Raw genomic sequence first — 25,365 nt, 5'->3', positions numbered from 1 at the left:
AGAGTGCACCGTGCAATCCGAGGCATTTTAGATGCTCCAGACTCACATTGTCAAATTACAAAAAACCTGTACTTTTTTATCCATGCAGATAAGAAAGTACAGGTTTTTGTATATGATCTAACCTCCGAAAGTTTCTCATTCCAGAGCAAGCAACGACGAGTGCTAACGCATCACCATGTCGGCAATAGGGTAATCCGGCTGCATGCTTAATACTTGAATATTTCGACGCAGGCGGTTATAGCGCAGCGAGCAGTAATCCAGGTAATCATCCCCCGTATAATGGCGCAGCAGGGCCCATACCGTCCATAACAAATCCTGGGCCATCATATAACATTTGACCTTCATCAGATCATCCTGCGTAAACGTATTGCCGTAATAGGCTTCAAACAGTTGGTCAATCGCCTCTGCTGTCAAACGCGATTCGATGATATACGCGGCAATATCAAAGGCCGGATCGTTCATTCCGGAATATTCCCAATCTATCAAATAGACACTGCCATTCCCATCTACAAGAAAATTCTCGGGAACCGTATCATTATGGCAAGGTACGGAAATGACATGCTTGACATTCACTTCCATAAAACGAAGCAATTGCTCTTTTAAGGAGGCGTAGTCAAAAAACAATTCTCCGTTGATTTGCGTGACAATGGCTTCATATTTGGCAAGTTCACTGAGCCAATCAAACTGGTTAGGGAAGTGCTTGGGACTGCCATGAATCTTCTTCAGTAAAGAAGAAACGGCCTTCAGGCTTTGCAAAGCCAAGGGGCCTGCCGCGGCTAGCGTTTTGCTATCGGGAATATACTTGCTGATCTTAATGCCGCTTTCCTCATCAAAATATATACATTCCGAATTCACGCCAAACTCCGAAGCGATGCAGTTGTTCACACGTTCTATCCTGCGGTCGATCATTTGATCCGTCAGGTTACCGGGCTTACGAATCACATACTCCGTTCCGTGGATATTCATAATGTAGTTATAATTGGTCAACCCGCCCGCAAAACGAGATTTGTCAAAAACAATACGATCATCTTCAAAAAAAAGACGTAGTTTTTGCTGCACCAGGTCTTCCATATTTATTTGTTTGGATAAAAAGTCGTTTAGAGGTTTCATGATGACCTTTTCTCGGCATTCCATATGCATGCGTTAAACATGGCACACATTCGCCGCACAGATTTTGCCACAATTATAGCAAGATAGGCGGAGAAATTCAATGAAACGAACGAGCTTGAGGGCATTCTGGTACTTGTGATGCAAGAAAGACGTTTTTGTACCAGATTGTTGGTAAAAGGGGCATTAGAATACTAAAATCAGCTACCGAATCTTCCATAATAACGGGTCGATCCTATGTTAACCTGCAAGTAGGAGTTGAGTATCTGATATTACAGCGGATTCACAAATAGAAATTACCCAGGTGAGGTGAGGTTCGAATGGAATACCGGGGAGAAGAAGCTCTCGGGCTTGTGGAAACTTTGGGCATGGTTCCTGCCATCCAAGCGGCGGACGCTATGCTTAAAGCAGCAGATGTTGTTCTGGTATCCTACGAGAATGTTGGTTCCACGCTCGTAACGATAATGGTAAAAGGTGATGTCGCGGCAGTTCGTTCGGCAGTAGAGGCTGGCGCTGAAGCGGCAGCGAAGATTGGCAAGGTCACTGCCCATAATGTGATGCCGCGTCCGCTCCGTTCTATTGCAGGAATCGTGAAAGCGCATGCAATTAACGCATAATTGCCGGGAGGGGAGACAGGTTCATGAGCAAGCATGATGCACTGGGTTTCATTGAAACCTTTGGAATTGTATTCGTCATGGAAGCGGCGGATGCCATGTGTAAAGCGGCCGATGTAGATTTGATCGGTTACGAAAACGTGGCGTCCGGTTATATATCTGTCCTTGTTCGTGGAGATGTAGGGGCTGTAAGGGCTGCAGTAGATGCTGGTGTCGCCGCTGTACAGGCGATGGGGACCGAGGTTTACTCTTCAAACGTTATTCCCAACCCACACCCGGACATCGAAAAGATCATTGCCCGGTATGCCCTTCCATCTTAGGGGCAGGTTATCTGCAGAAATTCAAGGGAGGTGCCCGTGATAAACGACATCTTTGTTATGAAATCGAAGGTATTTTCAGGCGAACAGTCACTGAAAAAACTAGCGGAAATTCGAGGCACGAAAGCCTGCATCGTATCCGATCAGATGATGGAGAAGCTGGGATATCTGGGTCAGGTGGTTGATCTGCTGCAAAGCGGTGGAATCTCCACTACCGTGTTTACCGGTGTTAAGCCCGATCCGAGCGTGAGTATTGTGGCTGAAGCGCTTCAAGTGTATTGGGAAAGCGGCGCTGATGTGTTACTGGCGCTGGGCGGCGGCTCCGTCATTGATACAGCGAAAGGTGTTCTGTACTTCGCCCGGCAATATGCGCAGGAGAAAGACGAGCCTTTTGTGAAACCATCGTTTGTCGCCATTCCATCCACCAGCGGCACCGGATCGGAAGTGACCGACTTTTCGGTGATTACGGTGGATGGAGACAAAATTGTGATCGTGGACGATTTTATCGCACCGGACATAGCGATTCTCGATTCCACCCTTACCAAGCAATTGCCAAATAAAATCGTGGTGGACACCGGAATGGACGTTCTTACCCATGCGCTGGAGGCTTATGTCTCTACCAAAGCGACCGACTTTACCGATGCGTTAGCCGAAAAAGCCGTCCAATTGGTATTTGCTCATCTGGAAACGCTGTATCATGATCCGGCAGATGCTGAGGCGCGGGATCGGGTTCAGAATGCGTCCTGTATGGCGGGAATGGCATTTACTAACGCTGGTCTTGGTATCATTCACAGTATGTCCCACGCCTTTGGCGGAACGTTTCACATTGCTCACGGACGGGTGAATTCCCTGCTTCTAGAGGCGGTAATGGAGTATAACGCCAACCTGGGCGGAAAAGTCATAGACAGGGTTTGCGAACGCTATGCTAGGCTCGCTTCGCTGCTGCACTTGCCGGCACGGACCGCCCGTGAAGGAACCGTAAGTTTGATCCAGGCAATTGGCAAGCTGAAGCGTTCCATCGGTATCGAACACGGAATTCGTGAGCTTGGGGTTGACCAGGATGCATTTGACGAGGCGTTGTCCCGCATGGCACAGACCGCGATGGCTGACCGCTGTACGCCAACCAATCCTCGTCAGCCAACAGCAGAAGAGTTGGTGCACATTTATCGTAAAAGCTTTTAAATGCGACCTCTAAATGATAATCTCACAAGATTGCGAGGGAATAATATTGAACATTCACGAGTTTTCAAGCAAATTTGCTGAAGCAACGAAGGCCATGGCTCCCCAAGAACGAGCCGCGATCATGAAGCTGTTCCAGGGAATTTCAAAAGAGCTTTCGGATAAAGGGGCTAAGCCGCAGGTTGAAAACAGCCTCGGCCAGCTTCATAAGGAAGAATGCGCATACCCGGAAGGAATGACCGAGCGTTTGCGGGGTTTGAAAGAACATTATTTGACCGCTACGCCAAGCATTACAACCTATCGTGCCAGAGCCTTTACTCAGGTATACAAGGAAAATCCAGGTCTGCCAGCGATTATGCTGCGTGCCAAGGCTTTCCGCAAAGCGTGTGAAGAGGCTCCGCTGCTCATCCAGGACAACGAGTTGATCGTTGGTCATCCTTGCGGCGCGCCGCGCGCGGGCGCTTTCTCGCCTGACATCGCTTGGCGCTGGACCCGGGATGAGCTCGACACCATTCACAACCGTCCTCAGGATCCGTTCTACATCTCCGAGGAAGACAAGCGGATTATGCGCGAGGAGCTGTTCCCGTTCTGGGAAGGCAAATCGGTGGATGAAATATGTGAACAGCAATACCGGGATGCTGGTCTTTGGGAGTTTTCCGGCGAAGCATTCGTCAGCGATCTTTCCTATCATCAGATCAACGGCGGCGGAGACTCCAATCCAGGCTACGATGTCATTTTAATGAAGAAAGGGATGCTGGATATCCAGCGGGAAGCCAAGGAGCATCTTGCGAAGCTGTCCATGCAAAACCCTGAAGACATCGACAAAATCTATTACTATAAATCCGTGCTGGATACGACTGAAGGCGTGATGGCGTATGCCAAACGGATGTCTGAATACGCATACCAGCTGGCCGCTAAAGAAACCAATCCGAAGCGCAAGGCAGAGTTGCAAAAAATCGGCGAGATCAACGCACGCGTACCGGCTCATGCGCCGACTACATTCCATGAGGCAATGCAATCGGTCTGGACCGTAGAATCTTTGCTCGTGGTGGAAGAAAATCAGACAGGCATGTCTGTCGGCCGTGTGGACCAATATATGTATCCTTTCTATGAGGCGGACAGAAAAGCCGGCCGTCTAACAGAGTTTGAAGCATTCGAGATTGCAGGCTGTTTCCTAATCAAATGCTCGGAAATGATGTGGGTTTCCAGCGCGGGCGGCTCCAAGTTCTTTGCCGGCTACCAGCCATTCGTCAATATGTGTGTCGGCGGGCAAAAACGAGAGGGCGGCGACGCCTGCAACGACTTGACTTATCTGCTCATGGATGCAGTTCGTCATGTCGGCGTTTATCAGCCTTCACTCGCTTGCCGTATCCACAATAATTCTCCTCAGAAATACTTGAAGAAGATTGTGGATGTCGTCCGTGCGGGTTTGGGCTTCCCGGCCTGCCATTTTGACGATTCCCACATCAAGATGATGCTGATGAAGGGCTGCAGTATCGAAGATGCCCGCGATTACTGTCTGATGGGCTGTGTGGAGCCGCAAAAATCCGGACGCTTGTATCAGTGGACCTCCACCGGATACACCCAGTGGCCGATTGCCATTGAGTTCGTCCTTAACCGCGGCAAAATGCTCTGGCACGGAAGCACGCCAGGATTGGACATGGGCGATTTGAACAACTTCAAGACCTATGAGGAATTTGAAGCGGCGGTGAAGAAGCAGGTAGAATACATCACCGAGCTGTCCGCAGTGGGTACTGTAATCAGCCAGCGCGTTCACCGCGATTATGCGCCGAAGCCGCTTATGTCGATCATGTATGAAGGCACGATGGAGAGCGGCCGCGACGTGTCCGCCGGCGGCGCCATGTATAACTGGGGACCTGGCTTGATTTGGTCCGGTCTGGCAACTTACGCCGATTCGATGGCTGCCATCAAGAAGCTGGTTTACGATGACAAAAAATATTCGCTCGAGCAAATCCGTGACGCGTTGCTGGCCGATTTCGAAGGTTATGAGCAGATCCACAGGGATTGTCTGGACGCGCCAAAATTCGGAAATGACGACGATTATGCCGATCGCATCGCAGCCGATATTACTGGATGGACTGAGAACTATCATCGCAAATTTAAAACGCTGTACTCTACCTTCAGCCATGGCACGCTTTCGATTTCGAACAATACGCCTTTCGGCGAGATGACCGGTGCTACCGCCAATGGGCGTAAAGCTTGGTTGCCGCTGTCCGACGGTATCAGCCCTACCCAGGGCCATGATAAGAAGGGACCGACGGCTATCATCAAATCGATAAGCAAGATAGATGTCGAGGCCATGAATATTGGCATGGTGCATAACTTCAAGCTTTTGCGCGGTTTGCTGGAAACACCTGAAGGAGAGAACGGACTGATTAATCTGCTCCGGACGGCCTCCATTCTCGGCAACGGCCAAATGCAGTTCAGTTATGTGGATAATGAAACGCTGATTAAAGCGCAGCAAAATCCTGATCAATACCGTGATTTGATTATTCGGGTCGCCGGCTATAGCGCATACTTTGTTGAATTGTGTAAAGAAGTGCAGGATGAGATCATCAGCAGAACGATGATTGAGCATTTCTAAAATAACCCTGTGCCTCTTCTCCGGCGCTGCACGCCGGGGAAGAGACATACTGGCATTTAGATATGCGGCAAAGGAAGGAGCCACAGCTATGGAGTCAGGTATGCCGGAAAGGCAGGCACGTATTTTCAACATTCAAAAATATTCCATATACGACGGCCCCGGTATCCGGACGCTTATTTTCTTCAAGGGATGTCCCCTGCGCTGTCAGTGGTGTGCTAACCCGGAGGGTCTGGAAAAGAAATATCAGGTCATGTACCAACGGGATCTGTGCAACGATTGCGGCGCATGTGTTGCGGCGTGTCCTCGGGAAATCCACCGTTTGGACAATTCCGGCTCGCAGGAGCCGTCCAAGCCGCAGCATGTGGTTGACCGGAAAATCGAGTGCATGGGCTGCCGGAAATGTGAGAAGGTTTGTCCCGCGCGGGCGCTCTCTATCGCCGGGATGAATATGACAGTATCGGAAATTGTGGACATTGTAGAGCAGGATATGCTGTTCTACACGACGTCCGGCGGAGGCGTCACCCTGGGCGGCGGCGAAGTATGCTCGCAATCCGAATTTGCGGTCAATTTGCTCAAGGAGTGCAAGCGCGCCGGAATCCATACGGCCATTGAAACCTCTGGGCATACCAAACCGGAAGCGATTTTGGCCATGGCCGAATTCACCGATCTGATATTGTACGATCTGAAACATATGGATTCATACCGCCATTATCAATTGACGGGTGTACGCAACGAGCGCATTCTCGAAAATTTGCGGGAACTGATTACCCGCAAACATAACGTGACGGTGCGGATGCCGCTGATGAAGGGGCTCAATGATGATGCGGACACCATCCGCAAAACGGTGGAGTTTCTGCTTCCCTATAAGGAATACCGGAATTTTCAAGGCATCGATTTGCTCCCGTATCACAAGCTGGGAATTAACAAATACAGGCAATTGGATATGATTTACGGCGTTGACCGCGATTTAAGCCTGAATGAAGCCGATCTGGAGCGTATTGAACGTCAGATCAGCCAATACGATCTCCCGGTTCGGGTAGTCAAACATTAAGCGGATGCTTTCGAAGCCAGTTTTGTTCGGTAACGCTAGCGCTTTGCAAACTCGCAAAACTTTGAGGAGGAGGCGAGGTCGTTGATGCAGCAGCCTGCTGGGCCAGATCTCGGCCGGATTATTCAGGAGTCGGTGCCGGGCAAACAAGTGACGCTGGCCCATATGATTGCTTCACCCGTGCCTGACATGTATGAAAGACTGGGCATCGATGAAGCGGGGGCTATTGGCATATTAACGCTGTCGCCCAGCGAAACCTCCATTATTGCCGCCGATATCGCCACCAAGGCGGCAGATGTGGAAATCGGCTTTCTGGATCGCTTTACTGGTTCGGTGCTTCTCACCGGAGATATAGCCAGTGTGGAAACAGCGCTGCGAGCCATTATTGAGACGTTCTGCAATAGTCTGGGTTTTGCGACGGCGGAAATTACACGGACATGAAAAAACGTATTTTGCTGATCGGCCCTACAGGCTGCGGAAAAACGACGCTGGCCCATGCGCTTGACGGCACGGATCGCCCGTTGCGGAGGACGCAGGATATTATCTACGGGCCGAAGACGATCGATACACCGGGCGCGTATGTCGAGAATACCTGGATGTACAGCCATTTGATTGCAACGGCGCAGAACGCGAGCCACATTTTGATATTGGTGGATCAGTCCCGGCATCTGGAAGTCTACTCGCCCGGGTTTGCGTCTTCTTTCACAAAGCCGGTTGTCGGTGTAATCACGAAAACTGATCTTGCGCTGGAAAATGAGAATTACGGTGTACAAGTTTTAAAACGTACCGGGATAACCGAACCCTTTTTCCGCATTAGTCTTCCCGTGGGAAGGGGAATCGGGGAATTGAAACGTTATTTGTTCGGGTAATAAGAGTGGAGTTGATACCATGAAATTTATTACCGAAATGGAATTGCGCAATGTGTACAGGATAGAGCCTTTTACATCCTACATGGTGGAGCATGGAAGCCGATTGACGCCGGAGGCGCGCCAGTTTTTGACGGATCGCCAGATCGCCGTGTCCTATAGTACGCAAGAGCAAAATCAAGAACAAAAGCAAGAGCCGCTCCCCAATCCGGAGCAACAGGCGGAAAAGCGGGATTGGCGGCGCGGGAAGCTGCGCTGTCAGATGCAATCCGTCTCAGCCCTGTTCTTGTTAACCGGGCAGGAGCTGCTGGAGCGGGATGTGCTGCTCGCCCAGAAGGTGCTAGAGCTGTCGAGGCTGTTTTCGGCCCTCCAGAAAGGGGAAGGAGGCGGCGCGTCCACTGCCGATTTATTTTTCCAGGGTTGTACCGGCATTCCTGCCGATGTTCTTTTTGAGGATGCGGGAGATTGCTTTGAGGTAACCGAGTTTCACATTCAGTTGGAAAAGGGCAGAGAAATTGCTTTGCTCCACCGTTTGCGCTGTGCTTTGCGGGAGCTTGGGTTTGCGGTGTTGGAAGCCGCAGCAGGCAGTCCCCATGAAAAGCCGGAGAAACCTGTTATTCCTGGAATCAACTATATAATTAACGCATTGAGCTCGCTTATTTGCAGAACTACGGGAGGTAGAACATGCCAGAGACAAAACCCTTTGCATACTGCGATCAACTCCTAAAGCAATTTGAAGCAGTTATCCAGAAACCGATTCCAGGACGGTCTTCGTTCTACTATACCGGTGTGGATCTGGGAACGGCCTGTGTGGTGCTTACGGTGTTAGATGACACCCGGAAGCCGGTGGCGGGAGCTTACCGCTACGCCGATGTCGTCCGCGACGGAATGGTGGTGGACTACTTGGGAGCGATACAGATCGTTAGGGAGCTTAAAGCACAGTTGGAGCAGCAATTGGGTACAGAACTTGAATATGCGGCTTCGGCGATTCCTCCTGGAACCGATTTACTGGATGCTGGCGCCATCAAGCATGTGCTCCAGGGTGCGGGTTTTGAAGTTACGGCTTTACTGGATGAACCTACGGCGGCTAATGCCGTGCTGCAAATATCCGATGGAGCCATTGTAGACATTGGCGGCGGTACGACGGGCATTTCGATTCTGAAGGATGGCAAGGTTGTCTATATCGCCGACGAAGCAACGGGTGGCACCCACTTTTCTTTAGTCATTGCCGGGGCATACCAGATGAGTTTTTCAGAAGCAGACTGCTTTAAGCGCGACCCTGCCCATCACCAAGAATTGCTGCCGCTGCTCCGGCCGGTCATCGATAAGGTTGCCTCCATCGTCAACCGCCATGTTGCGGGCCATGAGGTCAAGGAATTGTACTTGGTAGGGGGCACCTGCTGCCTGTCCGGGATGGAGACGATCATGGAGCAAAAGACCGGCATTGCTACCTATAAGCCTAGCAACCCCCTGTTTATCACACCGCTGGGCATTGCTCTGAATTGTACACAGGAGGCGATGTGAGTGGAATTTCGGATTATTAAATCTCCTTCCAAGGGGACGCTGGACATTTTGCTGCGTCGCAGAGGAGCGCCCAGCAGTCGGGAAGTTCCCCAATGCGACGCAGTCGGACTGGTGCAGGGAAGGCTGATTGATATGGTATGGGCTGCTGATGTAGCTGAAAAAGTGGTGGGCGTAACAGTGGAGGATATTCGCGGCAGCTGCCCGCAGAACATGATTCTTCTCGCCATTTTCGGTGACACCGCTTCCGTAGAGGACGCCATCGCCGAGATTAAGCGGAGGAGCGGAAAAGCGGGGAGGAAGGACTGCTATGATTGCGGCTGAATTGATTCACAATATCTGGTCTACCCGTAAAGCAGATTCCCTTGTGGGAATGAAACTGATGCTGGCCGAGGTGATTGGTGGAAGCGACGACGGGCGCCGCTTGATTGTAGTCGATACGATCGGCGCTGGAATAGGCGATCGAGTGATTGTCTGCACCGGCTCTTCGGCCCGCAAAATGCTGCATACAGACGATGTTCCTGTGGATGCCGCCGTCGTCGGCATCATTGACGCAGACTGCGTGTTCGAATAAATATTCGAACAGAAATCGAATGCAGCGAGAAGGGGCGAGAACTGTGAAAAAACTGATATGCGCTGCGGATGTGGAGGAATGGGTGGCTTCCGGACAGAAGCGGTGCTGCATTGACAGTAACACGATTGTGACACCGGCGGCCCGAGATAAGGCAAGGGAGCTGGGGATGGAGTTTACCCATGAGCCATGTGGGACTTTGAGTTCCGAGGCCACAGGCTGCGAAACTCAGGATGATCTCGACATGAATGCCATTTTTAAATTTTTCAAGTTGTTATCGGAAAAAGGACTGGTTGAAAAGCTGTTGGGAACGGCTCTTGAGCCACCTTATCAGGCGGAAACGGATCCGACTGGCTTGAAACTTGTGCGGGGCCGGACAGTAAAAATGGAAGCTTGCGAAACGGGAACATCTGGTGCCAAGGTATATCGTCAAGAGGTAATCGGGAAGCCGGATTGTTCCATGAGCGCAGGATTTCTGACTGTCGATCACGATAGCTTCTCGCAGGTGACGGCCCGCGAAGAAACTTATATCGTGTTGGAAGGCACGCTTGATGTCACTTTGAACGAGAGAACGTTCACCGCCCATGAGGGGGATGTGCTCTTCATCCCCAAAGGGGTGAAAGCGACCAAGGGATCGTCGGCCTGCGCGAGGATGTTTTATATGACGTATCCGGCGGGCGAGCCTGATCGGAAGCTGCAGTAACAGGAGGTGACAGCATGCAGGCGCTTGGATTAATTGAAACGCGGGGTCTTCTTCCGGCGATTGAATGTCTGGACATCATGCTCAAATCAGCTCAGGTAGAACTGATAGAAAAGTGCAATGTGGGCGGCGGGCTAGTGACGATCGCGATTACCGGCGATGTCGGCGCTGTTCAAGCATCCGTGGAAGCAGGGGCCTCCGCGGCGCAACAATTGGGCAGTGATGTGCTGGTCAGCCAGCATGTCATTCCAAGACCCCACAACGACATTGAGAGCCTCATCGGCCGGCGCAGCGTTTCGAACCTTGCCAAGGAGAAGGACGAGCCGGCGCTGCCAGTGCAGCATAATCAGGCAGCAGAACAGTTTGCGGAGCAGATGCCCGAGCAAACGACGAAGCAGACTCCGGAACCGGATGCAGCGTCTGATGTTCCATTGGATACGGCTCTCGATATTCCATTGAACACGCTGCCCGATGTCTCAATCAATAGCGGTGGTGAAGAAGGCTTCCCTGTACTGGCGGCCGATCCCGCTCAGGATCTTGCGTCTGAAGACGCCAGTCCGGAAACGGACAATGAAAATCCGGCAGATGGAGACCAGGCAGTGCTGGACAGTCCATTCAAACACCAGATTGACGTGCTGGTAAAGGAAGCCGGGCTTGACAAAGCAATGGAGCAACTGGAATCGATGACAGCCGTGAAGCTGCGCCGACTGGCCAGAGAGTGCGGTCCTGCGTATGGGATGAGCATGACGACCATTTCCAAGGCCAACAAGGTGAAACTGCTCAAGCGGTTCCGGCATTATTATCAACAGTAAGCAGGATTCGAGAGGGGGATATTTCATTTGGAAAATTTTGATTATGACTTGCAATCGATTCAGGAAACGCGGGAATTGGCCCGTGCAGGAAAAGCCGCCACCGATATCCTTGCAGGGTACAATGCTGAACAGATTGACAAAATTGTACAAAACATGGTGCGGACAGCGGAGGTCAATGCCGCGGAACTGGCTGCGCTGGCCGTGGAGGAAACCGGATTTGGCAAGATTGAGGATAAAATCTTCAAAAACCGTCTGGCTTCCACGGAGCTGTATGAATCCATTCGGGATACGAAAACGATTGGGGTTATCCGCGAGGATAAGACAAATCAATTAATAGAGATTGCCGAGCCTGTTGGACTGCTCATGGGCATTATTCCATCGACCAATCCGACATCCACTACGATTTTCAAATCGATCATTGCGATAAAGGCTCGTAATGGAATCATCTTTTCGCCGCATCCTTCGGCTAAGAAATCCATCATGCGGGCCGCAGAACTCATGCACGCAGCCGCTGTCGAGGCAGGGGCTCCCGAAGGAATCATTGGCTGCGTTACCAAGCCTTCTATGCCAGCGACGCAGGAACTGATGAAGTGCGATGAAATCGCCATGATTATCGCCACAGGCGGCTCGGCGATGGTGAAATCCGCCTACAGTGCGGGCAAGCCGGCGCTGGGGGTAGGACCGGGCAATGTACCGGCCTATATTGAGCGCACCGCTGATATTCCAAAGGCAGTAGCAAATATCATTGCCAGCAAAACCTTCGATTATGGTACAATCTGCGCCTCTGAACAGGCGGTTATCGTAGAGGAATGCATCCGTCCTCAGGTGATCGCGGAGTTTGAGCGTCAGGGCGGTTACTTTATGAATCAGGAGGAAACTGCCAAAGTCGCGTCCAAGCTGTTTGTAAAAGGCCATGCCATGAATTCAAGACTGGTGGGACGTTCGCCTCAGGTGATTGCAGAAGCGGCCGGCATTCAAATTCCAGCAGGGGTCAAGGTGCTGTTGGGCGAACAGCAGGGCGTGGGAGAGAAATTCCCGCTGTCCTATGAAAAGCTTACTACTGTATTGGCATTTTACACTGTACAGGACTGGCGTGAGGCTTGTGATCTAAGTGTCCAGCTGCTGCGTAATGGAGGAATAGGCCATAGCTTCTCCATCCATACACAGAATCACGATATGGTCATGGAATTTGCGCAAAAGCCTGTATTCCGCATTTTGGTAAATACAGGTTCCACTCAGGGCGGCGTGGGCGCAAGCACTGGGCTTGCTCCGGCCTTCACTTTGGGATGTGGAACCTGGGGCGGCAGCGCCACTTCAGATAATGTGGGACCACAGCACTTGATTAATATCAAGCGTGTGGCTTATGGCATTAAGGACTGTACGGCACAAAGCCCTTATTCTGTTTCCTCTCTACAACCGCCGAAGCAACAGGAGGATGCGCTGCTGTTGAATCTGGTCGATGAGCTGATGTCTATTTTGCAGAAAAGCGGTGACAGCTGATGGGGAACTATGAGCAAGTGCTTTCCTTGTTAATGGAGGTTGTATCCGGTGCTGGCAAGGCGGAAAAGGAGACTCGCTCCATCCCTTTAGGGATTTCAAACCGCCATGTGCATCTTTCTCAGGCTGATGTGGAGACGCTCTTCGGAGCCGGATATACGCTATCCAAAATGCGTGATTTGTCCCAACCTGGTCAGTATGCATGTAATGAGACCGTTACGGTCTGCGGTCCCAAGGGGGCCATCGAAAAAGTGCGTGTTCTCGGCCCAGTGCGGAGACAGAGCCAGGTAGAAATTATGCGGGGAGACTGTTTTAAGCTGGGCGTGAAAGCTCCAGTGCGCTTATCCGGGGAGCTTGAAGGCACACCGGGCATCACGTTGGTCGGGCCTAAGGGAAGCGTATATATTACCAGCGGCTTGATGGTTGCACAGCGCCACATTCATATGACGCCTGATGATGCCCTTTACTTTGGCGTAACCAACGGAGAAATGGTCAGTATTCAATTTGATGGTCTCCGGGGCGGAGGGTACAATCAGGTCGCAATCCGAGTTAGCAGTGACGCCGCTCTCGACTGTCATATCGACGTTGAAGAGGCTAACGCGATGGATCTCACATCGGCGTCTGTTGTCACAATCATAAAAAATCGCTAGGAGGAAATGAACATGAGATCGGAAGCTCTTGGTTTGGTTGAAACAAAAGGACTGGTCGGTTCTATCGAAGCAGCGGACGCTATGGTCAAAGCGGCCAATGTCACCTTGATTGGCAAAGAGATGGCAGGCGGCGGCCTTGTTACCGTGATGGTACGAGGCGATGTAGGTGCTGTGAAGGCGGCAACGGATGCTGGCGCCGCGGCCGCGAAGAATGTAGGGGAACTCGTGTCGGTACATGTGATTCCTCGTCCCCACAGCGAAGTGGAGATCATCCTTCCGGCTGCTAAGGAATAATTAAAAAAGCTATAAAATAAGCCTATGCTTCCGAAGCAAGTTTTGTTCGGTAAGCTAGCGCTATAATCTTACAAAACTTTTAGGAGGAATGTAACATGAAATCGGAAGCATTGGGTTTAATTGAAACAAAAGGTTTGGTAGGTTCTATCGAAGCAGCAGATGCAATGGTCAAAGCGGCCAATGTCACCCTGATTGGCAAAGAGATGGTAGGCGGCGGCCTTGTTACCGTAATGGTACGTGGCGATGTAGGTGCGGTGAAAGCGGCAACGGACGCTGGTGCCGCAGCCGCACAGCGCGTAGGGGAACTGATATCCGTACATGTGATTCCTCGTCCTCACAGTGAAGTGGAACACATTCTTCCCGCTGGTAAGCAATAATTTATTTCGATGCTTTGCACAAGGCCAAAACCCGGTAAAACGGGTTCTGGCCTGTTTATTTTTGTCTGCGAGATCCCGGTTGTAGTCGTGGTGCATTTCTCTAAATAGGGTTTTGAGGAGGAGGGATGTACTATTTCCAAACAGGTTGAAAATTGCTATAATAGAGATGATATATTGTGAAAAATTTAGCATGAAACATCTATTTTCCCGTTCATTTTCGGTGAAAGGGTGCAACGAGATTATGCTGAAAACCAATAGTCCGATCGCAACCAAAGTATACGCACGATACAGCGGCATCCTGTCTCTATCCAAGTTCTCGCTGCTGCTGCACGATAACAATGGGGACGTGTTGCTGGAGTTCAATCCATCCCCTGATTTCTGCAGGCATATTTGTTGGGAGAATCCTACGCGGCCTTGCGCGGATTATTTGAAGCGCTTTACTTCAGGCGAACAGGGGCGGTTCGTTTGCTGTTACGGCATGGAGAATATTTTGCTGCCCATTATAGTCAAAGATGAGGTTGTTGGCTTCATATCGGGGATGCAAGCGTATTCCCAGGAGAGGGAATTTCAGAAGTATCTGATTAACACGGCGGAATTGGCCGAAATGAAGGGGCTGGATTTGGAGTTTGTCGCGAAGGCGATATCGGCTTTTCCAACCATTGACAAGGATCAAACAGATATTCACGAGCAGCTTTGCCATCATATCGCAAGGAATATTGCGCTCGACATCGCTGAAAGCGAGCAGGACAACACAGGGATTATCAATCGTCTGTCTGCGGAAAAGGAAATACTAGAGAAGAAAGTGATTGACTTAGAAGCCAAAAATATGTCTCTCGTCATCAATCCGCATTTCCTGTTCAATACGTTGAATTCCATTGCCCGCATCGCCTATTTCGAACACTCCCATACGACGGAGGAATTGATCTATTGCCTGTCCGATTTACTGCGATACAATGTGAAGCAGGATAATCAGCTTCATACCATCGCATCTGAAATGGATAACATTGAGAAGTATTTGTATATACAAAAAGCGCGTTTCAAGAACCGTCTACAGTATGAAATCATTGTTCCTAATGAATTAAAGGCTTATCGCATTCCGAATATGGTGATTCAGCCTATTGTGGAAAATGCAGTAATTCATGGAATTACCCCTAAGCGGGATGGAGGAACCGTTCGTCTGATTGCCGAAAAGTACAAAAATGATATCACCATTTCTGTTATCGACAATGGCAACGGGTTCTCGCCGGAGGTACTAAAGCTCATTCATCAGCCGGACAGCAAGATCGGCGTGGGTTTCCGGAGTACCGATAGCCGTTTGAAGCGTTATTTCGGAGAAGAGTATGGGTTATCGATCGTGAAATCTGATTACAGCGGGAGCACGATTAACATCCGCATCCCCACCCAACCAAATGCGAGGTGATGATGCAATGAGCATAGTTATGTTTGTTGAAGATGAACCGATAGAACAGGAATTTCTTCAATCCATCGCGCAGGAAATGCTAGGTGCTGAAGATAAGCTTCTTATTTGCGATACCGGTATGCAAGCGATTAAGCTCGCCAAGCAATATCGGCCGGATATTATTTTTATGGATATCATGCTGCCTGAAATGGATGGAATATCCTCGTTACAGGAAATTCGCCGCTTTCTCCCTAACGCCTGCGTGACGATTTTGTCCGCCAGCTCGGATTTCTCCTCTGCACAGGCGGCAATCAGTCTGCAGGTACACGAATATCTGCTTAAGCCGGTCAAGCCGGAAAAATTGCGGCAAATGATTCGTAAGGGGCTGGAGAAGGCCGCTCAATCCGAAGAAAATGGTGCAACCGAAACTTATCAGATCGAATCGGCTCAAGAATGTCAGCGCTTTATTCAAGAAGCCATCGATTATATTCAGCAAAATTACAAAGATAAGCTGACCCTGCAAATGGTGGCGAGTCATGTGTACATGAATGCCCAATATTTTAGCCGCATATTCAAAAGGGAGCTCGGCGTTACTTATACGGATTATGTGAACAAGCTCAAGATTGCACATGCCTGCAAGCTTCTTGAGACTACCGGGTATCCCGCCTATCGCATCTCTACAGAATGCGGCTTTACCGATCCGTCTTATTTCAACCGGGTATTCTACAAGCAAATGAATATGACGCCGAAGGAATACAAAAAAAGCGTTCTGGCTCGAGTTTAAAAAAAACGCTCTATAGACAGAATCAAGGAAACTTCCCCCGACGAAGTGTTGGGTGGGAGTTTTTTTATTTTTCGATGTCGTCCTAAAAGTACGAATAGTACCAGATTGGAGAAAAAAGTGATTCAGGAAGTCCAACAAGAGGTACGGTTAGTAACAGGCGCAATGGCCGCTTTGCTATACAATGAAGATACATCTACGAAGACAAATCTACTTAACAGAGGTGTATGGATGATGAAGGAAGCAGTGGCTTCGGCCGGCATGCTGAAACAAAAGATGAACAGTCGTTTCCGAAGAAATGGAATCGCTTACGGACTGATTTCCGGGTTAACGTTCGGCCTTTACAGTACTGTTGTTGCCCTGGCTATGGTGAGAGAGCCTTTTCTGGGGGTCGTAGGAGCGTTTGCGGCGCCTATAGTGGCATCGGCGATCAATGATGCTTTGGCGGCAATCTGGCTTTTGATCTGGAACTTCAAGAAAGGGATGATCAAAGAAATCGGCCGCAGTCTGGTAACCATACCGGGGTTGATGGTCGCAATTGCCGCGGTGTTTGGCGGTCCAATCGCCAACGGGGCCTATCTGGTTGGAATTGATATGGCTGGAGCGGCGGCTATTCCTATTTCGGCGCTTTGTCCTATGTTTGGTGCTATTTTCGCGCGAATGTTCCTGAAGCAGAAGATTGATAAACGGGTGGCCGTCGGCATGTTCATCTGTGTTATCGGAGCGGCGCTCATTTCTTATGTCAAGCCTGAAGGCGGAGTGGATAATTTCACACTAGGCATTATTTTTGCTCTGGTGGCCGCACTTGGCTGGGGATTGGAAGGCGTATTTGCTACTTTCGGGATGTCTATGCTTGATTCCAATATCGCCATTACCATTCGCGAGGGCGTTTCCGGACTCGTATATATTGCTGTTCTGATACCTATCTTCAGCGCGACAGATCTCTTTACTTCCGTACTTGGCTCCGTGTCGCCTATGCTCATTATTGCGGCTGCGGCCCTGTTTACGGCAATCTCTTTCCTGACATGGTATATGGCCAATAGTATGGTTGGCGTTGCTGTCGGAATGTCGCTCAACATTACCTATGTACTGTGGGGGGTTGTCTTTGCCGCTATCTTCCTCGGTAGTTCGTTGACTCCTACAATAATTGCCGGCGCAGTTATTATTACAATTGGAGCGCTTTTAGTTTCGATGAATCCAATGGATCTGTTCAAAAAGAAGGAGGCGTAAGCAAATGCCATTGTTGCCGATTCGCTCCCGGGTGCTGCTTTTCATGTCCACTGTGCAGCAAGCAAATATTGATGATGCAATGGACGCTTTGAAAAGCGAATACGGTGGAGAACGTCAATTTACAAGAGCAAACTTTCTGGATCATATGCTGTCCTTGCAGGCAAACGGACTGATTGACGAGGTCCATTACGAGCTGGATGCTAACGGGGAATTATGTATGTACTATGCAATCAACAATGAGGGAATCCATACGATCAATAAATATTTGCCTAAAAAGTGGACGCAAAACGAAGAACAATCTCATACAACCCGGCCTTAGGCCGGGTTCAGATTGAAGACGAACTCCCGTGAACAACTGTACCGCGGGAGTTCTTTATGTTTTATAGTCCATTTTTTGCTATTAATAGGGGATATCAATACACAAGATGCAAGTTATTATTTAGTGGAGGGGAAAGTTGTGAATTTAATAAAGACTCATTATCAAAAATTTTCGATCAAATTCCCGAGCTCCAACTTGAAGAGCAGCTCGTATCCTTATATAAGGAGAATGCTAAGTCCAGGTGGGGGAGCATCGAAAAATTGCTGCCACAGTTTGCTTTATTTCAGGCCGACCTCCCAGTAAAGATGAAGACTCCGAAGTCCAGGATCCGATGAAGTTCGCCATTGATAGTTTGATACAGAATGGCGAAAGGGTATCTTATAGAAGTATTTCGGCAAAATCAAAAGAATTAGATATTGATGGAAAAGGCATCCGCCCAAATACTGTAAAATCTAATCCAGAATTGCATTCGTATGATTTATTACATTTTAATTCAAAAAGTCCATTAAAAAAGAAAGCAAAAATCGAACTTAAACGTACGAGAAAATATAGGAATTATTCAAAGTCAGAGCTTATTGAAATGTTAATTCATGCAGAACAATATATTGCCAAAAACAATCAAGAGTGGCTAATTAAACAGTTTGAAAGCAGCATTAATATTAATTAATGTAGAAGTTATTATCTAAGCAATAAATGCGAGTAAAAGGTAAAGAATTAATCGTGGTCAATGTCTCCGGCATTTTTCGGACTGTCTGTTTCACAAAACCCGTATTTTGTACATATGTCTATAAATCATGAAAAGCCCTTGTTAATACTCTATCTTAGTTTAGTGTCATACATTATATAGCTCTATTTTCACTCTGTTTTTTTATAAGTTCCTGTATCCCACTAACCTTAACTTGATGCGGTTAGCTGACAAAGGCAGCTGATCATTTTCTGTGACCAGCTGCCTGTCTTCTTACAATTATTTTTTTGATGTCCCGACGGACTTAGGGGCTGGATGTGGTCACTCGCTTCTCAGTGTGACCCGGAGCGTCAATATGGTGTTAGCCGAAGGAAGTTCTGGAAGCAGCCATTGCATTTAAGGCGTTCTCAAAATAACAATACACTTCATCTGCAATTCCCAGAAACTCTTCAACAAGTACATTACTATCCAAGTAACAAGCATACAGATAATCAACTAAAGCGGAGTCAATCTCACAATAATTTAATATGGCATTTTTCATCATAATAATGTCATCTTGCCATACACCTGTATCTTCTAAAACCAAAGAGTATAATGCACGAATTAATCTCTTAGAGTAACCTTTAATATATCTAGTTTTCAATGAGTTATCACTAGCATTAGAAAGTAAACCTCTATGTACACGATCTACTTCCTCCTTGGTCTCTGTATTTAAGTCTAAAATGAACTCGGGAGAAATAATTATCGGTGGTACTTTTTCACCAACGTCATGACCATATACGCAAACACAAATTATCTTAACCCAAAAACCCCACTCATTTGGTTTACTTAATACATCGTCAATCGAGCAAATTATCGTATCAATCTTAGTTAATATTGGATATTCCTCCAAAAGCCTGCCTTTAATATTTGACAATCTTTCGTAATCAATATCTTTGGGATTTACACATACAATAGTAAAGTCTGCATCTGACTTAAAAGGTATAGCAGTTCCTTTTGGAATCGAGCCACACATATAAATGCTATGAATCTTACCTTTAAATTCGGTAAGTATACTATCTATATACTTATCAACAAAATCCTTATATTCACTTTGTATTACAATTCTATTTATAACTTTTTCTAATATCATATAGACTCCTCCTAAATTTAGAACTTCTTTCGGCTAACGTCCTGGTATTCACGAGACCGATAGGCTTATGTGACCGTAGGGAAAGGGTCGTCAGACTTCAAGAATCATTTTATTTGTTTACCGATGAATAGCGCACATTTGGTGGCTCAACAGTGCCGACAATCTCATAATAAAATTGAGCTGTATGCGTGAAGAGATAGATTGAACTATGCCCCATCGACGTCGCTACTAACTTAGCTTCTCGCATAAGTTGATCTCCTACCCCACGCCCTCACAGAAATTCAATTTTTCAAAAGAACTCCCCCATCAATTATTAATTATTTTTGGAAAATTACAAATATTCATGCAAGAAGAAATAAAACAAAAAAGCCCTAAGCTGACATATTTCCTTGTCAACTTAGGGCGAACTATTATGTCCGTGTTACCACCTAATTTCAGATTTCTCTGCACTCTATCAATACGGGATATCTCCGATATTGTTTCCTGAATAACGGTGGAACTCCGTTGAAGCCTACTAAGATTCCTCTGTTCGGTTCACAGCTCCGAGACTGCTTCAGTATTAGATCAATGAAGATTCGCACCAACCATCTTCTCTCTGTGAGATCCCTAATACCTACTATTTCTCATCATAGCCTTTTCGTTTTAAGTTAAACCTATGCTATCACACTCAAATTGCTCCGTCAATTAACATTTATGTTAAATTCTTAAAAGGGAAGAATTAGTTAATCTGCCCTTTTCTTTGAAGGTTATTGTTTGTTAAAGAGATAGGATTCATTCGTTGATAAACTTCTCAAATTCACTTTTCAGCCAATGCTGATTCTGATATGCAATATACTGTTCCATCCGAATCAGTAGATCAACCAATTCTGGCTTTGTTAACTGCATATAACGCTGTCTGACTCGATCTATGTCGCGATCCTGTTTTATGTGCCTGAAAGCATCCAGATCATTATCTAAGGGCTTAGATGACCTTTTGCGTGGATTATAAACCTTGGTTGTTCTATACTGAAGAAAATGATTATGAAGTTCTTGGTTCTTACGAATTGTGTTTTGATGGATACCTATTCCTTCTGGATCAATAACCTTTGATTTGTCCGAAACAGTTCGGTAAGAAACCGTTTTACCCTCTTTAATAAGCGTATCAATCGCTTTTACACCAAGCTCAAGTGAACGGTTCTTCTTCTTGTCGTAAGATGCTTGAAGCCATTCCAGTTCAGTTGTTTGAGGTGATACGGATTTCCGGCGCATATGTCTCATCCCTTTGAGATTTCTCTATCAGTTGTATTTCCTTAAGTTCATTTTTAGCTCTATTTTTTGCGATCTTCATTTTCTTTGCTTCAAGGAGTAGACCCAACTGCTCAAATCGTTTTTCACTCTCCTCCGCCCAATTATAAAAGGCAGCTATTTCGTCTTTAAATTCCGGACGCGGAACTTTTGCTCCACATCCGACACAAGCCATTTTAGTCGGGCATACAGAGTCAATAGTACATATACCTCCCACTACCTTTGACATGGTTCCTACCTTTTCGCGGTAATCTTCATAAATCTCTTTAAGCTCTTCCGGTCCCCTAAGAATCCCCTTTTGGATATCGACATATGAAATCCAGTTTTCGTGAAGCGAGTTTATTGATTCGGAAACCTGTTGAGCTGTGGGTGCAGAATAGTATGAAGTCACCTCAATGTCCTTTTGATGGAGCAGCGTTTTCACAATGTCGACCGGTATTTTTTCCGTTTGAACCGCATGTGTAGCAAATGCATGTCTCAACAGATGAGCTTTCAAAACAACTTGATTGCCTTCTGCAGATTGAATCACAATACCATGCAAAAGAAAACGAAGGATCGCATTAAGTGTTATAACGTTAACGTGTCTCGATTGGTACTGAAAAATATATCTCTTCGGTGGCAATAGATGTTTTCTGCTATCAACATCATACTCGACCTCTGGAATGGAATCGGAACTATAGGATTCCTTGAGCATTTTCAGAATTTCAGACATAAACCTAAAGACTTCTTCTGGCAAATAATAGTTCTCTGGTTCTTCCCTGCCTTTAGGGATCAATCGGAAAATGTAGTTTTTTCTTGGCGGACTAACACTTTTATCTACCGTCACCACACAGCATTCTTTATCATAACTAATTTGCAGAAGTTCATTAATTCTGGCACCAGATGATGTTATAATGTCGAGTGCAAATCTTGCGAACGTACATGCCACATAGATTGGCTCGATGTTAATTAGAAGCTTATTCGTAATCTTGGCAGTTCGTGTTACGTCAAATCCTTGAACCAGTACTCCGGGGTTTCGAGTAGAAAATGGAGAGGGTATTTTCCCGCCTTCTTCTATCTCGTATCCCCAATTATTAAGATAATCAACTATTGCTTCTCTGCGTTCATCCGAGACTTGATCAGGGGCCCAGTTACCCAGCAACCTTAGCCTTAGAAGCTCTAAAAACCACGGCCCCTCACCTTCAGACCCGTCCTCTAACTTTTCCGCTTTAACAAATTCAAGAATACAGTCCTCGTCTTTAAAATCTCTGTAACGCTTATTCTCACCCTGGGACTGGCCAAAGCCTTTAAGATCTCTAAGAATAAAATGCCATCGTTCACCTACATATTCTGATTCATCGTAATGAAATTCTATTGGAAGTGCCAATCGCTGCTCTCTAACGTTCATAATGGCCTTACGGTAGGCTTCACGCAGCCGGCTCACTTGATTCCATCTAAGATGCCCCTCTGCCCTTATTTCAGGCAATAAAGGTGTTACAGCCGAAGTGTCTTCTTTTCGCTTGGTTTTTGCATTAGTAATGGCCTTTGTACGAACACTAAAATCTCTATTATCATAAGGAAGATTAGGAAGCAGATACGCGGAAAGAGCAGTCTGCTTTTCATCGTTAAACTTCGTACCCAACCATTTTTTCAGATTAAACATAAAGGTGTTGTAGCCTGTCAAAATCGATTGCCGCTGTCGATCAGAATGATCAGGCAGAATTTGACCTGTTACGTACTGTTCTATGTGTGTTGGCAAAAACTCCCCCATGGCCGACAGCTTAAAATGATCGAATAAATCCCGAAATCGAGCATTCAGAGAACTCGTAATATTCATAATCGATTGTGGTGTTAAATTTCGGTCGGACAAACATATAAGCGCTAATGCAAAATGGTTTGCCCACGGATGAGCTGCACATTGCCGAACAAAATATTTGATATTTTTCTCCTCAACTTTATCCCAGTAGTAATCTCCGTTTGGATCAGACAAAAGTAACAGTTCCTCCGATATTTTACCGCTAAGAAGGGCTCCCCAGGTTTTGTCTTGGATTTCCTCTTGTAATTGCACTGCTGTAGACACTACGGTTCCATCCCTTCAAAAAATTCATTTAACCAGTCTTGTTTCTCCTCGGAGCTCTTAAGCTCAAAAGCCGTAAGTATTTCAGGTGTTTTGACCACTGAGCGCTGCTTAGCTGATTTGAAGTACTCTTTCTCGCGTTGCATGTAGCTCTCCTGAAGCTTCTCATGTAAATCTCGGAATTTCTGTTCATCGTAATAATGCTCATACACGCTTAATGTCTCTGGGTCTCGCCATTTCATATATTCAATAAGCTGCTTCTTCTTGTCTTCGATTTGGGCAGCTGTTTCAGATTGCTCATAAATGCCGCGCAACATGGAAGTCACAAACCAATGCCTTGCTTTATGTGGATTTAGTTTGATCCCGGCATTTTTGGTGATGGTAGACCAATTTGAATAAAAAGCTGAGTATGTGTATGGAGTACCCCTGGTTGATAAAAATAATGGTTCGCCATCAGGCAAGTCGTTGAATTTTACTTGTGTGCTTGCGAAATGACGTCGCTCTGAGTTCACGTATTTTATTAATAACTTTAATGTTTCAGGGGATATCCGAATGAACTTGATTCGTCGCTTAAAGCTGCCTTTATTGGTAGCGGCTAGTTCATGGATATCCGATCGTTTTCTGTAATCTCCAACGGTAAGTTCTAATATCTCAGATATTCTCGCCCCTGTTTCAAACATAAACCGGGTTATTACTTCATCCCTTAACCGCCATCCCTGAGTGTCCCCAGCCTGATAAATGCGGTATGGCAGATCCCAATCCCCAATGATCTCAGGTACCCATTCTTCATTGATGATCTTAAAATAAGAATCCGTTTGCTTTCTGAAAGATAGCGGTTCCTCGGTACCTGCCTCTTTTGGCATCCTTGGTCTGTTCCCCCTTTCCCCTGGTTGTTCAGAAACACTATCTTTATATTCTAAATCGATAAGTGGATTGGCCTGTGTATACTTCTTTAAGCGAATCATGGTCTTATAAAAACCTTTTATAGCGGACAGAAACAGTTGAACAGTTTTGGAGCTTTTACTCGTTAAGTACACGCCTTCATGCCCGTCTCTGCCACGAATCTTACAATGCATCTGTTCTATTAAATATTGCCTTACCGCTTCCTTAACAGCCTCTGGATCATCATTCCAAGAGACCTTTCTGGCCTTGTAGTAACTTTTGTACTTTAACCAAAAAAAGAATGGTTCTAAGGTGTTTAAATATGCGATTACGGAACTCTCACTGATTCTGTTGACCTGATCGTGATAAAACTCTGTAAGAGGAATGAACGCTTCCTTCTTATCGTCAAAAACAATGAGACGGTATTTACTGTTCACTCCTTCAGGACAATATGCATGAAAAAACGAAGCCATTTCCTCCACAACCTCCACCTTCATTTACACAAAAAAAGGACATTTCCGTTTCAATGAAACGGATGTCCACATATGATGTGTAACACTATATGAAAATACAGCAGAAACATAGACTCGTCAACAGAACTTAGAAATTAATATTATATAGTATTTTGTACATATGTCTATGATGAGACAATATCCCTTGCATATCAAGGGTTTTTATATGATGTTGTCGGAGGACAAGAACATGTACCGTTAAAGGACAAGAACTTGTACCGATAAAATAAAAAAGTCGCTAAAATAGCGACTTCAATGGGACCATGTTCTTGTCCCTCGACAATTTTCGTTTTATCTTCACCCTCTTTTTATGATTTAGATTTACCCATTTCTTCTGCATACTGATTTGACTGCAACCTTTTCTCTATGGATAACTGTTTGAATCTGTAGAAAGGCGATTCAGGATGAGTATGTTTTGGTGGATCGGCAAACAACCAATGTGAATGCAGGCATTCGCCATTAAACCATTCAAATATAGCAGCATACCCATCTTTCGTTTCAAAATGATCAATAAGTCTAATGAGATTCGGACGTTCTAATGTCTTATACACCGGCACGGCAACCTTTAACCTAGAAATTGCATCTCTAGGGTTTCCGGAAAACTCCAATGGTCTACAACCCGCGTATTTAACAAATAGCTTTTTACCGTTCTTTTCGATTCCGAAACTAATGTTACCAGAATTTTGCTGATCAAACACACAAAAAACATTACCAATAGATTGAAGCCATGTGAAATCGTGCTGATCCTGAAGTTCAAAAGATACATTGTCAATCTTGAACTTAATCAGCTGTTGATTCATATAATCGTCCCTCAACTTTGGGTAAAACGCGGCTGCCGATATATGCCGGCAGCCGCGTTTTAAGCTATCGTGTCCCGTTACTTGAATTACTTATATTTCATATTTTTAATGCGATTACCGTCGCTTT

Annotated in this window: 28 protein-coding genes and 1 other annotated feature; of the genes, 22 read left to right on the top strand and 6 right to left on the bottom strand. The window is 46.7% G+C overall.

Annotated features, from left to right (window positions below; all coding sequences use genetic code 11):
• Window positions 1-162 precede the first annotated feature (162 nt).
• Window positions 163-1,110, bottom strand: a complete 948-nt coding sequence (locus NNL35_RS18160) for a choline kinase family protein (protein WP_040732110.1) — start codon at window positions 1,108-1,110, stop codon at window positions 163-165.
• A 317-nt stretch (window positions 1,111-1,427) separates the two neighbouring features.
• On the opposite strand from NNL35_RS18160, the gene NNL35_RS18155 reads away from it, so the two are divergent.
• From NNL35_RS18155 to NNL35_RS18050, 22 genes are all read left to right on the top strand, one after another.
• A complete protein-coding gene (locus NNL35_RS18155) occupies window positions 1,428-1,724 on the top strand; it encodes a BMC domain-containing protein (RefSeq protein ID WP_006677932.1) in 297 nt (98 codons plus the stop codon).
• A 23-nt stretch (window positions 1,725-1,747) separates the two neighbouring features.
• Window positions 1,748-2,041, top strand: coding sequence for a BMC domain-containing protein (locus NNL35_RS18150; protein WP_006677931.1), 294 nt, complete (start codon window positions 1,748-1,750; stop codon window positions 2,039-2,041).
• Window positions 2,042-2,098: 57 nt separating this feature from the next.
• Window positions 2,099-3,220 (top strand): 1-propanol dehydrogenase PduQ, encoded by a 1,122-nt coding sequence (locus NNL35_RS18145; RefSeq protein ID WP_254553635.1) that lies wholly within the window; start codon window positions 2,099-2,101, stop codon window positions 3,218-3,220.
• A gap of 46 nt (window positions 3,221-3,266) precedes the next feature.
• Complete coding sequence (gene cutC / locus NNL35_RS18140) at window positions 3,267-5,822, top strand: choline trimethylamine-lyase (protein WP_254553634.1); 2,556 nt, start codon at window positions 3,267-3,269, stop codon at window positions 5,820-5,822.
• 88 nt (window positions 5,823-5,910) lie between these two features.
• Window positions 5,911-6,873, top strand: coding sequence for a choline TMA-lyase-activating enzyme (cutD, locus tag NNL35_RS18135; protein ID WP_040732108.1), 963 nt, complete (start codon window positions 5,911-5,913; stop codon window positions 6,871-6,873).
• A gap of 84 nt (window positions 6,874-6,957) precedes the next feature.
• A complete protein-coding gene (locus NNL35_RS18130; RefSeq protein ID WP_006677927.1) occupies window positions 6,958-7,311 on the top strand; it encodes a BMC domain-containing protein in 354 nt (117 codons plus the stop codon).
• A complete protein-coding gene (locus tag NNL35_RS18125; RefSeq protein WP_006677926.1) occupies window positions 7,308-7,739 on the top strand; it encodes a EutP/PduV family microcompartment system protein in 432 nt (143 codons plus the stop codon). The genes NNL35_RS18130 and NNL35_RS18125 overlap by 4 nt, the downstream gene beginning before the upstream one ends.
• Window positions 7,740-7,866: 127 nt before the next feature.
• Window positions 7,867-8,463 (top strand): cobalamin adenosyltransferase, encoded by a 597-nt coding sequence (locus NNL35_RS18120; protein ID WP_254553633.1) that lies wholly within the window; start codon window positions 7,867-7,869, stop codon window positions 8,461-8,463.
• Window positions 8,421-9,260: an ethanolamine utilization protein EutJ gene (gene eutJ / locus NNL35_RS18115; RefSeq protein WP_006677924.1), complete on the top strand. Its 840-nt coding sequence runs from the start codon at window positions 8,421-8,423 to the stop codon at window positions 9,258-9,260. The genes NNL35_RS18120 and eutJ overlap by 43 nt, the downstream gene beginning before the upstream one ends.
• The gene (locus NNL35_RS18110) at window positions 9,261-9,581 is read left to right on the top strand and encodes a hypothetical protein (RefSeq protein ID WP_006677923.1); all 321 of its coding nucleotides are present in this window, start codon (window positions 9,261-9,263) and stop codon (window positions 9,579-9,581) included. It abuts the gene before it with no gap.
• Between the two features lie 43 nt (window positions 9,582-9,624).
• Window positions 9,625-9,831, top strand: coding sequence for a EutN/CcmL family microcompartment protein (locus NNL35_RS18105; protein WP_238535382.1), 207 nt, complete (start codon window positions 9,625-9,627; stop codon window positions 9,829-9,831).
• A gap of 166 nt (window positions 9,832-9,997) precedes the next feature.
• Window positions 9,998-10,531, top strand: a complete 534-nt coding sequence (locus NNL35_RS18100; RefSeq protein WP_238535381.1) for a cupin domain-containing protein — start codon at window positions 9,998-10,000, stop codon at window positions 10,529-10,531.
• A gap of 14 nt (window positions 10,532-10,545) precedes the next feature.
• A complete protein-coding gene (locus NNL35_RS30425) occupies window positions 10,546-11,340 on the top strand; it encodes a BMC domain-containing protein (RefSeq protein WP_006677920.1) in 795 nt (264 codons plus the stop codon).
• Between the two features lie 27 nt (window positions 11,341-11,367).
• Window positions 11,368-12,840 carry an acetaldehyde dehydrogenase (acetylating) gene (locus NNL35_RS18090; protein WP_006677919.1) on the top strand — a complete coding sequence of 491 codons (1,473 nt, stop codon included), beginning with the start codon at window positions 11,368-11,370 and terminating at the stop codon, window positions 12,838-12,840.
• Complete coding sequence (locus NNL35_RS18085; protein ID WP_006677918.1) at window positions 12,840-13,487, top strand: phosphate propanoyltransferase; 648 nt, start codon at window positions 12,840-12,842, stop codon at window positions 13,485-13,487. Before NNL35_RS18090 ends, NNL35_RS18085 begins: the two co-directional genes overlap by 1 nt.
• A gap of 12 nt (window positions 13,488-13,499) precedes the next feature.
• Window positions 13,500-13,781 (top strand): BMC domain-containing protein, encoded by a 282-nt coding sequence (locus NNL35_RS18080; protein WP_006677917.1) that lies wholly within the window; start codon window positions 13,500-13,502, stop codon window positions 13,779-13,781.
• A gap of 95 nt (window positions 13,782-13,876) precedes the next feature.
• A complete protein-coding gene (gene eutM / locus NNL35_RS18075) occupies window positions 13,877-14,158 on the top strand; it encodes an ethanolamine utilization microcompartment protein EutM (protein ID WP_006677916.1) in 282 nt (93 codons plus the stop codon).
• Window positions 14,159-14,399: 241 nt separating this feature from the next.
• Complete coding sequence (locus tag NNL35_RS18070; protein ID WP_006677915.1) at window positions 14,400-15,578, top strand: sensor histidine kinase; 1,179 nt, start codon at window positions 14,400-14,402, stop codon at window positions 15,576-15,578.
• A 7-nt stretch (window positions 15,579-15,585) separates the two neighbouring features.
• On the top strand, window positions 15,586-16,341 hold the full coding sequence (locus NNL35_RS18065; RefSeq protein ID WP_040732106.1) for a response regulator transcription factor: 756 nt from the start codon (window positions 15,586-15,588) through the stop codon (window positions 16,339-16,341).
• A gap of 231 nt (window positions 16,342-16,572) precedes the next feature.
• Complete coding sequence (locus tag NNL35_RS18060) at window positions 16,573-17,568, top strand: DMT family transporter (RefSeq protein WP_244918902.1); 996 nt, start codon at window positions 16,573-16,575, stop codon at window positions 17,566-17,568.
• A 4-nt stretch (window positions 17,569-17,572) separates the two neighbouring features.
• Complete coding sequence (locus NNL35_RS18055; protein WP_006677912.1) at window positions 17,573-17,887, top strand: hypothetical protein; 315 nt, start codon at window positions 17,573-17,575, stop codon at window positions 17,885-17,887.
• Window positions 17,888-18,128: 241 nt separating this feature from the next.
• Complete coding sequence (locus NNL35_RS18050; RefSeq protein ID WP_138985650.1) at window positions 18,129-18,554, top strand: hypothetical protein; 426 nt, start codon at window positions 18,129-18,131, stop codon at window positions 18,552-18,554.
• Window positions 18,555-18,933: 379 nt separating this feature from the next.
• On the opposite strand, the gene NNL35_RS18045 is transcribed toward NNL35_RS18050, so the two are convergent.
• The 5 genes from NNL35_RS18045 to NNL35_RS18025 all read right to left on the bottom strand — a co-directional run bounded on the left by NNL35_RS18045 (window position 18,934) and on the right by NNL35_RS18025 (window position 25,238).
• Complete coding sequence (locus NNL35_RS18045; RefSeq protein WP_006677909.1) at window positions 18,934-19,704, bottom strand: hypothetical protein; 771 nt, start codon at window positions 19,702-19,704, stop codon at window positions 18,934-18,936.
• Window positions 19,705-20,099: 395 nt separating this feature from the next.
• Window positions 20,100-20,343, bottom strand: a binding site (T-box leader).
• Between the two features lie 132 nt (window positions 20,344-20,475).
• Complete coding sequence (locus NNL35_RS18040; RefSeq protein ID WP_006677908.1) at window positions 20,476-20,952, bottom strand: hypothetical protein; 477 nt, start codon at window positions 20,950-20,952, stop codon at window positions 20,476-20,478.
• On the bottom strand, window positions 20,918-23,047 hold the full coding sequence (locus NNL35_RS18035) for a site-specific integrase (RefSeq protein WP_254553632.1): 2,130 nt from the start codon (window positions 23,045-23,047) through the stop codon (window positions 20,918-20,920). Before NNL35_RS18035 ends, NNL35_RS18040 begins: the two co-directional genes overlap by 35 nt.
• Window positions 23,047-24,423 carry a tyrosine-type recombinase/integrase gene (locus NNL35_RS18030; RefSeq protein WP_254553631.1) on the bottom strand — a complete coding sequence of 459 codons (1,377 nt, stop codon included), beginning with the start codon at window positions 24,421-24,423 and terminating at the stop codon, window positions 23,047-23,049. Before NNL35_RS18030 ends, NNL35_RS18035 begins: the two co-directional genes overlap by 1 nt.
• Window positions 24,424-24,746: 323 nt before the next feature.
• Window positions 24,747-25,238: a hypothetical protein gene (locus NNL35_RS18025; protein ID WP_006678990.1), complete on the bottom strand. Its 492-nt coding sequence runs from the start codon at window positions 25,236-25,238 to the stop codon at window positions 24,747-24,749.
• Window positions 25,239-25,365 lie beyond the last annotated feature (127 nt).

Origin of the sequence: Paenibacillus dendritiformis (genome assembly GCF_945605565.1) — a bacterium.
In the GTDB taxonomy this organism is placed as follows: Bacteria; Bacillota; Bacilli; order Paenibacillales; family Paenibacillaceae; genus Paenibacillus_B; species Paenibacillus_B dendritiformis_A.
The sequence above is the reverse complement of the archived record's forward strand: the minus strand, read 5'-3'. Positions and strand labels throughout refer to the sequence as shown.